Source organism: Bacteroidota bacterium, from assembly GCA_037133915.1.
In the GTDB taxonomy this organism is placed as follows: domain Bacteria; phylum Bacteroidota; class Bacteroidia; order Bacteroidales; family CAIWKO01; genus JBAXND01.
Map to the genome: position 1 here is coordinate 80931 of JBAXND010000014.1, position 9669 is coordinate 90599.

Below are 9669 nucleotides of genomic sequence, written 5' to 3' on the forward strand. Positions count from 1 at the left end.
ATTCTGATTATTAATGAGAAAAATATATGTGATGAAAATAATCAAATTTTTAATGTTCATCTCACTCCTTTTTATCGGAGAATTAAGTTTTGGCCAGCAACGAATAGGAGTATTAGTAGGGCCAACAATAACACATATCAGTTCAGATTTTGCAAAATATAATGTCAGGGTAGGGTTTTCAGCCGGACTTTCTTATACCATTTTTATGGGGCATTTTTTTTCAATTTCAACAAACATTTGCTATGAACGCAAAGGGTTCGGGTATCAAATTATGGACTCCGTGGGGCGGGGAGTAAGAGAAATAAACAAATTAGATTATTTAGTTATCCCCGCATTAATTAGATTTGGGCATAATATATTTGTCACATTCGGACCCTACATGGGGCTTTTATTGAATCATAGCAAGGAGTATAAAGACCCTAATATTTCAGGAACTCAAAATTCCAATAAAGTATTCAAAACAATAGATGCTGGACTAACTGTCGGATTGGGTGTTCAATTATTACGAGGTTTTTCTATCGAAGCAAGAAATAATATCGGCCTCTCAGATATCTCAAAACTTCAAGAAATAAATAAAACATACTCTGGTAATTTATTGTTCGGAATTACATTCAATGTTAATCCCGGCTCTGGAAAAAAAATCTTAAAGAACATGTATAACATTGATGCGCCCCCAATATAATCCAAGTTCTAAAGCGTTTTTTTACAAAATTTCCAACCTGTGAGTTATGGTATTAAGACCAATCTGATGCCAACGCTACCACCTCTATTCCCAGGATTGCTGTAATTCCGAAAAGATGCTCGGCAATCCCCAGAATTAGCCCCCCAAAAACCACCACGGTAAATACGTTCAGTCCCATCTGTAGGTCCTTCAGGATTTTGTGTAGGACCTTTTTCATAGTATGCATTCTCATACCAATCACTACACCACTCTGACACATTCCCGCTCATATCATAAATTCCAAGTTCATTGGGCTGCTTCAGTCCAACGGCATGGATTCTATTTTCCCCATTTCCCAGGTACCAAGCTACTGCATCTATGTTATTGCTACCAGAAAAAATGTAGTTTTTACTTTTTAATCCGCCTTTTGCAGCGTACTCCCACTGCGCTTCATTAGGCAAGCGATAATCATTTCCTGTTCTTTCACTAAGCCAGTTGCAATAGGCACTGGCGTCATGCCAACTTACATGAACAACAGCCTGATCATTTTCGGTAAGGTCGCCCTTATATCTGCGGCCTTTATTATCATATTGCCAGGTAACTTTTTTTTGCTTTTTCCATTTCTTGCCCTTCATCACCCAACTCCAACCATCCTTTTCGGCATCAGTTTTTATTCCTGTCGCATCAACAAATTCCTTAAACTGCGCGACTGTCACTTCATATTTTCCCAAATAATAATTACTAAGCTCGATTCGGTGCTGCGTTTCATAGCTATTCCTTTCAACTTCAGAATATGGACTGCCCATTAAAAAATAGCCCCCATTTACTTTAACAAAAGTAAGATCATATTGATCAATTATTTCCTGTGGCATTGCATTCCATGCAGATTCAATGGCTTTTGCAATTGAATCTGCCTTGGCTTTCGCTGTCGAATCCGCCTTAAACTCCGCAATTGCCAACGCTTTAGCAATGTCTTCACGTTTAATCCTTTCTATAGAATCTGATTTTGCCTGTGCTAGAGCTTTAACTCTGGCTGCAATTTCAGCGTTTGCCCGGGCAATCGAATCATATTTGGCTTTCGCTTTCACAGCAGCTTTTTCATTTTCTGCTGCCTTCTCATTTGCAATCCTATTATTTCGGATTTTCAATAGGTCTATCTCATACAAGTCTTCAGTATTCAGGTCTTGTTCAATAACAGTATATTTAGAACTAAAAAAATCAGAATTATTTTCTGTACTGATGGCTTCAATTTTATAAACGCCCTTTATCAGATACACTTTCTTTATCCCACCATTCTCGACTATACCCTTATCTTCTCCGTCAATTTTAATTCTGCATCTAAGATTAGATGAAATTTTAAGTATAAATTTATTCGATGTGGCTTGCTGCGGACTCGTGTTATTATTTTGCTTCGGCTTATTCTCAGGAATTATTATCTGCGCATATAGCACACTGTTGAACAATAGACAAGCTATAGTCGCAAGACATTTTATTAAGATATTCCTGCTTTTCATTAAGAAAAATATTATTCCGCAATTCTCTCAGGCGGCCCTCAAAACTAACAGAATTATCAAAAGCAACCACCAATATTTCTGAAAAAAAGTTTTCTGTTTTACAGCAACGGGGGCCGGCCCTTCCGCTGTCGATACCGTCGTTATTATATTTTTTACTATTTTAAGATCACGGTCTGAAAGCGTATTGGTAAAAGATAAAAAGCAACAGTAGGTCATTTTATTGATCTGATATAACTGTACGATCATTTTTTTTGATGCACTATTATACGTGAGCAGCGTATATTGATTTATTGATGCCGCTTCCTCGCTTTCTTCAAGCAGCCCCGTTGCGCCGGTCATACCCGGAATCTCTGATGATAGCTTTTCAAAAAGCCTCGTTGTATCCTGCAAAGTTATTATCCCAAAAAAACAGTCACCTGCCGGATTTTCATATAAGCGACTATGTGTCACGGGCGAATTAGCATTCGTACTCCAGTTCTCAGGAACTGAAAACCTGAACGGCCCGTAAGTTTGCTCGATGTTTCGCGGTTGCGAAAAAGTGTTTACAAGACTGAAGCAAAATATCGCGAATGCAATAATTGATTTACTCATATCATTTGAATTAAAGCACTTATTGCCGGACTATTGGCATTTCGGTTTATTTCCTTTGATTCGCCTTATAGAGGACTTTGATTTATCCATATATTTTCCCTTAACCATCAAATAAAAAGCTTGTGGGCAATAATAATCTTTGCCATCGATTGTAATGAATCCGCTATTGTCTGTTTTTAGATAATAGCCATCCAACCCTTCGTGAAACACGAGCAGTGGAAACGACTCGTCAATTGAAATATACAGTTCGCCATTCTCTTCTTTTACACAGGTCAACTTAGTATAAGGTCGCAAATAAAGGATATCTGTTTTGATCTTGCCAAGCGCTTCGATGCGACAGTTCAATGGATTTACACTTTCCGCCACATTATAGGTGCCGCCTATCAGGAAACATTTGTACTGCGGACTGAACAACTGCAGATTTTTTAAATCAAGTTTACATTGATCAAATATTCTTTTATCGTTTGGCGCAAACTTGAAAATATTTTTGTTACAGGAAATTAATAGAACTGAAACAGCCACCAGAAAAAATAATTTTTTCATAAGACAGAGGTTTATAAGTATTGACATTAATATTTATTTACATTCAGGAGCATTTCCTTTCAACTTAATAATAATAGAGTGATGCTTGTCAACAAATTTCCCTTTAACATTTAAAAACACCTCGTTCAATACATAATATTCCTTCCCGGTCATTTTTATGAAACTATTCTTTTCAATATGGAAATAGCCATCTTTGGTCACCTTAAAAAGCACAGGAGAATACGCCTTATCAAGCGATACAAAAAGGCCGGTAGAGTCTGCTGATGTACAGGTTAATTTTGTATGCTTACGCAAAATTATTCGCTCATGGTAAACATCACTAATTCGCTCTATTGCACATGTTTTGGTATTGACACTTTCACCGGCGACCTTTCCGGGAAAAGGCATTGAGGGCATTGGAGATTTTTCATTAACAGCATTTCTGGAATCCTCAACCCCTGCAATGAAAATGCAATCGTAATCGGGACTGTAGAGTTGCAGACTTTTAATATCCATTTTGCTGCCTTCAAAAATCTTGCGGTCGCTCACGGTTAATTTATAAAACTTGCATGAAGTTAAAATTACTAATGCAAATAATAGAATGGATAACTTTTTCATTTTATATAAATTTAGTGTTAAATGTAAACAAAACTAATAAATATAAATATAGTATTACTTAATATTAACACACTATTTTCCCTTGGCGAGTCTGAAACCAGTCCCAGCCTCTGCTGTAGTTTGATCTGAGGTACCCCTCGATGCACAGCGCCCTCGCAGTGCCCCGATCAGGTAACTGCCACCTTTAACAACCCGCCCTGAGCCAATATCAGCACCGGGTGGATCTGCCTGTTTATCCGTCGTAAAATCGCCAAACCAATCGCTGCACCATTCCCACACGTTGCCGCCCATATCGTAAAGACCTAACTCATTAGGTTTTTTCATCCCTACAGGGTGAATTATATAATTACTATTCTCCGCCAACCATGCAACATCATTGAGTTTATTACTTCCCGGGTATTTATACTTTTTACTGAGGTTTCCTCCACGAGCTGCAAACTCCCATTCAGCTTCGGTTGGAAGGCGATAAGTTTGTCCGGTAAGCGCGTTTAGTTTGGCAATAAATTCCTGGGCATCATCCCAACTAACATTTTCTACAGGACAGTTATCACAGGCGGAGTTATTATCTACATCCACTCCCATTACAGCTTTCCATTGAGTGCGTGTAACTTCATATTTGCTGATATAAAAACTCCCGACGCTCACCTCATGCGCTGGCTTTTCACTTCCATAACAATTGGGCCATTGATCGGAAGTACAGCCCATGGTATATGTCCCACCTTCCACCACTACCATATTATCAGAGAGCTCTTTCAGCATCACATTAAGGCGGGCCTTATCCTTCTCTAGCTCTTCGTTTGCTTTGCGCTGTTCTTCTTCGGCATCGAGTTGTGAATATTTCTGCTGTTGTGCTAGATATTCTGCATCCTTTTTCGCTTCGATATCGGCTTTTTCTTTTTCGAGGCGGGCTTCTGTTACTTTGGCAATATCAATGCCGAGCAGCTTCTCGGAATTGATATCTTCCTGTACGACGGTATATTTCATATAAAAAATATCGCGGCTGTCTTCTGTACTTTTGGCTTCTAGCAGAAACTCCCCTTTCGGCAAATAAATCTTTTTTATAACATTGGCCTGTGCAAGACCCTTATCTTCGGTATCGATCGTAATTATACAATTTTTATTCGCCAGAATCTTCAGCGTAAGTTTATTTAGATTTTCTGGCTGCGAGTTGGTCGGCTTATTATTTTGTTTCGGTTTGTTCTCCGGTATAATTATCTGTGCCTGCACCGCAAGCGGTATAAGAAGGTGCAGTATAAAAATGAGATTAATTAATTTGATTTTTATTTTCATGCTTGAACTATTTTTTTTAATAATAATACTGTGAGTGCACAGAGGTAAACTTTCGGCTATACAACTCCTCACCTCTTTTCCTCACACGTTCTAAAAAGGTTACTGACCTTATGCAATTAGCCTAAGTTACGGAGTCAATACAAGCCGAAGACCTATTGTCCCTACATTTTTTCCAGCCGGAACACCATACCGATTTGTTATACGATAATCCCTTTTCTGATCCCAACTAAAAGGATTTGAACCCCACCCACCCCTTACAGCATGTATTTTTTCCCTGTATTTGTCATTTATCCCCGATTGATTAATAGGCGTTAACTTTGCTGGAAAGTATACGTCTGAACAGAGTTCATCAACATTACCACACATATCGTAAATTCCCAGTTCATTAGGTGCAAACTGACCGACTCTATAATTAAATTTATTTTTTTGGTTTGTATCGGCTATGTCACAAATATTATTGCTTCCAGGGTATTTGTACCCTTTTGAATTATTTCCACCTCGTGCAGCAAATTCCCATTCAGATTCCATTGGCAATCTAAATTTTCGGCTTGTTATTAAATTCAATTTAGCAAGGAACTCCTGAACATCAAACCAATTCACCGATTCAACGGGACAGTCCTCGCAACCGTTCGTGAGAGAGTAGTTCCTACCCATTATTATTTCCCATTGTTTCTGTGTTAATTCAAATTTACTGATATAAAAATCTCCAACGGTAATAGGATGACTTGACTCTTCATCTTCTCGGCAATCCATATCACTTTTTGCCCTGCATCCCATCATAAATGTGCCACCCTGAACAAACACCATATTTGATTTAATTTCCTTCAAAATGTTATTATGGGCACTCTCTTTTTGTTCACTTGTTTTCAAGGTATCGGTCATTTTGTCCCAATCAATGTCATTGTTGCAATCATAACCGGTGAGATTTTTATATTTAATAAAATCAGATACTGCATTAACTTTATCCCCTAGCTTATAATATGTATATCCTCTCAATCTATAATTTATAGATAACCAAGGAAATGCTTCACGCTCCTCATCTTTAATTTTTGTAAAATCTGAAATTGCAAGCCGAAACTTGCCTTGAGCGTAGTATATCATCCCCCTGTCTACATATGCCCAGGTGTTCCCTGAATCAATGGACTTTGTAAAATCAACAAGAGCCATTCTTAGATTTCCCATCTGCTTGAAAATATTTCCCCGCTCCACGGTACAATAATAGCAATCAGGTTCCTGCTCAATTACTTTATCGTAATCTTTCAAAGCCATTTCATACATTCCTAGATCAGAGTAAATATCCCCTAGCTCGCGATAGCCTTCAAAATATTCTGGAGATATCTCAATGACTTTAGAATAATCCGCAATGGCAAGCTCGTATTTTCCCTGAAATTTATAAAACGCGCCCCGACCGAGGTAGGCTTCTATATATTGTGGATCAATTTCTATTGACTTCGAATAGTCGGCAATTGCCAAATCGTATAATTTTTGGTAAAAATATGCATCGCCACGCCCACAAAATGCTTTACTGCTTTTTGGATCAATTTCAATCAGCTTAGAGTAGTCCGCAATAGCAAGAGTATAATTATTTAGACTCATATATGCGTCACCACGATTCACATAAGCGTCAGTATAATTTGGATTGATGATAATAGCCTTAGTATAATCCGCTATTGCTGTATCGTACATGGCTTTATTATAGAACGCGATCCCTCGAATATTGAAGGCCCACGAATATTGAGGGTCAATTTCTATAGCTTTGGTGCAATCTTTTATAGCAAGATCATAATTGCCTTGTTCGTAATATGTATTGCCCCGCGATGCAAACGCTTCAGCCGAATTTTGATTAACAGAAATAATCTGAGAATAGTCTGCAATCGCAAGATCATATTTCCCTTGTGAATTATAAGCATCCCCACGACCAATATATGCATAAATGAAAGTTGGAAGAAGTTCAATTACTTTTGAAAAATCAGCGATGGCAAGATCATACTTTCCCTGATCGTTAAAGGAAACAGCTCTATTGTTGTAATAGATGGGGTCATTGGGATTCAATTCTATCGCAATCGAATAATCTTTGATAGCTAGGTCATAGATTTTTAAGCTATTGTATGAGTTCGCACGATTATTATACGAAATTGGATTTTGAGGATCTAATAAAATAACTTTTGAGAACTCAATTATTGCCTTTTCATAATTTCCCTGAGATGTATACGTATTTCCATTTTTAATGAGTTCATCTATTTTCGCTTTAAGCTGTAATTTTTCATTATCAAGACGGGTTTCGCGTAATTTTTCAAGATCAATTTCATATAACCTCTCAGAGTTAATATCTTTCTCTTCAACTGTATATTTTGTTACAAAAATATCCAGTACATTTTCAGTGCTGATGGCTTCAATTTTAAATTCACCTTTTTGCAAATACACCTTTTTTATTCCACCGGCATCCACGATACCCTTATCCTCTCCATCCACTTTAATTTTGCATTTCAAATTAGGAGATATCTTAAGAACGAGCTTATTATCAGTATTCGCTGGCTGTGGATTTGTGTTATTATTTTGTTTTGGCTTGTTATCCGGTATAATTATCTGGGCATTAGTTAAGCCATGAAGCAACAAAAATAGTACAGTAAAATAGTAGGTTTTAAAACGCATCGTTCCATTTTTTCGCTAAATTATAAAAAAGGAATTAACTAAAATAAAAATAATTAACAAAGTATTAATTTTATTAATTTCTTTTATATATTTACAATGCAATTTTTTGAAAAAACAACTATTGTATGAAGAATTGCGTGGTCAACAGATTTGTTCTGCAAATATTCTAACAACTTATGTCGGCACCAATTGTAGAAATTATGAATACAAACCCAAAAGAATTCTTAGAACTTGCTGAAGCGAGTTACCAGGATTGGGGAAAAGGACAAAAAGTTAGTTTTAGCGGCCATTCATATACAGTTCTCGATGTTTGTAATAAACCATCGGGGTATTACGGTGTTGCTTTTAAGGATGAGAATGGGGCTATTTTCATTTCTCACAGAGGAACTGAAACAACAGATTGGAGAGATTGGAATACAGATCTGGAAATAGGCAGAAATCAATTCACCGATAGACCAGACTTGCCTCAGCAGTTTGAAGATGCGAAAAAATTTAGTGAACAATTTGCCGGAGCTGATGTAACGAACACTGGTCATTCATTAGGTGGCGGGCTCGCTCAATTCGCTGCCGCTTCCAATGGAAAAAATTCGTGGGCATTTGATGCCCCTCCAATAAAAAATATCATTGATAAATATGTGCCAGACGGAAAAAACATTAACATGAGCAATCATCAGAGCTATGTTGTTAATGGAAGTCATGTAAGTACAGATATAGCAAATAATCGGTTTGGCGATGTGACGAATATTTATACAAGGCCTCCCGATGAATCGAATCTTTATGATAAATCAATTTTCGGAGATCATAGAATACATCACATAAAAGAATGCTTTGATGAGAACGGCAAGATTAAGTCTAACGAATCGGGTTATTGGGATAAAATCATTGAAGACAAATGGAAACAGAACGAAAAAATTGGTATAAAAAAGACGTCTGATGGGTTTGAAAATGTATATGCACAAGAGAAATACAAGAATTTAGAAGACTATAAAAAAGCATACTATAAAGACTATAAACTTAGTACGGGTAAAAATAATGGAATATTAAGCGGTGCTGCATCGGAGGTACTTTCAAAATCGCTTGCGTTAAAAAATGCACTAAAAAAATAACCGTTCAGTAAATTTAGAAAAATGGCTTCAGATATTTCAGATGTTCAGATTAACATCGCCCTCGAAAATCTCAACAATGAACTTCAATTGTTAAAAACAGAGAATGAGCAGCTACGACATGATATTGAAACTTTGCGTAGCGAAATGGAATCATTACAGCACAATTCCAGCGCCGATGTTGGCGATTCGCATATTATTAATACCGAATTACAAAATGACAAACACACCGCAGAGGCCCTCATCGCAGAACTGCAATCTGAAAAAGAAAATTTTGACGGAATTTTAGCTGAAGTCAACCATGAAAAAAGTGCACTCGACGGGCTTATTAATGAGCTGCAGGAAAATAAACATACAGCTGATAATATAATAAATGAGCTGCAACAGGATAAACAAAATGCCGATCACATCGTGAGCGAAATTCAAACCGACAAACAGAACGCTGATCACATCGTGAGCGAAATTCAAACTGACAAACAGAACGCTGATCACATCGTGAGTGAAATTCAAACTGACAAACAGAACGCTGATCATATCGTGAGTGAAATTCAAACCGACAAACAAAACGCCGATCACATTGTGAGTGAAATTCAAACCGACAAACAGAACGCTGATCACATCGTGAGTGAAATTCAAACCGACAAACAGAACGCCGATCACATCGTGAGTGAAATTCAAACCGACAAACAGAACGCTGATCACATCGTGAGTGAAATTC

9 protein-coding genes are annotated in these 9669 nt (G+C 37.3%); 3 read left to right on the forward strand and 6 right to left on the reverse strand.

The window, feature by feature from the left end; all coding sequences use genetic code 11:
• Window positions 1–31 precede the first annotated feature (31 nt).
• Window positions 32–682 carry a porin family protein gene (locus tag WCM76_06765; protein MEI6765326.1) on the forward strand — a complete coding sequence of 217 codons (651 nt, stop codon included), beginning with the start codon at window positions 32–34 and terminating at the stop codon, window positions 680–682.
• Between the two features lie 44 nt (window positions 683–726).
• On the opposite strand, the gene WCM76_06770 is transcribed toward WCM76_06765, so the two are convergent.
• From WCM76_06770 to WCM76_06795, 6 genes are all read right to left on the reverse strand, one after another.
• Window positions 727–2175, reverse strand: coding sequence for an SUMF1/EgtB/PvdO family nonheme iron enzyme (locus tag WCM76_06770; protein ID MEI6765327.1), 1449 nt, complete (start codon window positions 2173–2175; stop codon window positions 727–729).
• 27 nt (window positions 2176–2202) lie between these two features.
• Window positions 2203–2766, reverse strand: coding sequence for a hypothetical protein (locus WCM76_06775; protein MEI6765328.1), 564 nt, complete (start codon window positions 2764–2766; stop codon window positions 2203–2205).
• Between the two features lie 30 nt (window positions 2767–2796).
• Window positions 2797–3309 carry a hypothetical protein gene (locus WCM76_06780; protein ID MEI6765329.1) on the reverse strand — a complete coding sequence of 171 codons (513 nt, stop codon included), beginning with the start codon at window positions 3307–3309 and terminating at the stop codon, window positions 2797–2799.
• Between the two features lie 33 nt (window positions 3310–3342).
• Window positions 3343–3906: a hypothetical protein gene (locus tag WCM76_06785; protein ID MEI6765330.1), complete on the reverse strand. Its 564-nt coding sequence runs from the start codon at window positions 3904–3906 to the stop codon at window positions 3343–3345.
• 72 nt (window positions 3907–3978) lie between these two features.
• Window positions 3979–5196, reverse strand: a complete 1218-nt coding sequence (locus tag WCM76_06790) for an SUMF1/EgtB/PvdO family nonheme iron enzyme (protein ID MEI6765331.1) — start codon at window positions 5194–5196, stop codon at window positions 3979–3981.
• 126 nt (window positions 5197–5322) lie between these two features.
• A complete protein-coding gene (locus WCM76_06795; GenBank protein MEI6765332.1) occupies window positions 5323–7848 on the reverse strand; it encodes a tetratricopeptide repeat protein in 2526 nt (841 codons plus the stop codon).
• A gap of 200 nt (window positions 7849–8048) precedes the next feature.
• Between WCM76_06795 and WCM76_06800 the strand changes: the two genes are divergently transcribed.
• A complete protein-coding gene (locus tag WCM76_06800; protein ID MEI6765333.1) occupies window positions 8049–8954 on the forward strand; it encodes a hypothetical protein in 906 nt (301 codons plus the stop codon).
• Between the two features lie 21 nt (window positions 8955–8975).
• A partial coding sequence (locus WCM76_06805) for a hypothetical protein (GenBank protein ID MEI6765334.1) occupies window positions 8976–9669 on the forward strand: 694 nt, incomplete at its 3' end.